Here is a 461-nt window from a genome sequence, read left to right as displayed (position 1 = left end):
CTTGCTTGCCATCAACGATCACACGCGTCAATCTTTGAACGCTTGGCTCATCCGGATCCTGCTCAGGAGGATTGTTCGGCGTCCCTTCTTTTTTTCTCAATCCAAGCGCCCGTTCTAATCCGTTGACATGACCGCGGGCAATCGTCCGCAAAAATTCGGTGTCCGCCAATTTTTTTGCGTCTTCCTCATTATCGATAAACCCGTTCTCCGTCAACACCGCCGGCATCGCTGTCTCCCTTAGCACATGAAAATTCGCCTTCTTTTTTCCACGGTCGCGGAATCCTGTCGCCCGAATCACTTCTTCATGCAGCACATCACGAATGCGCGCCGTTCGGGAATTTTCGGACAGCTCGTAGTAAATGTAATCTTCGTATCCCGTGCCACCGCCCGCGTTCACGTGGATCGAAACGTATAAATCGGCCCCCCAGCGGTTGGCTCGCTCCGTCCGCTCGTTCAATGAC

Annotated in this window: 1 protein-coding gene; it reads right to left on the bottom strand. The window is 53.1% G+C overall.

Translation table 11 applies throughout. The features are described 5' to 3' along the window. Nucleotides 1-461, bottom strand: a 461-nt coding sequence (locus ES017_RS15335) for an N-acetylmuramoyl-L-alanine amidase (protein WP_253263416.1), incomplete at both ends; no start/stop codon positions are given.

It is taken from the genome of Anoxybacillus sp. EFIL, assembly GCF_013096955.1.
GTDB classification, from domain to species: domain Bacteria; phylum Bacillota; class Bacilli; order Bacillales; family Anoxybacillaceae; genus Anoxybacillus; species Anoxybacillus ayderensis.
The sequence above is the reverse complement of the archived record's forward strand: the minus strand, read 5'-3'. Positions and strand labels throughout refer to the sequence as shown.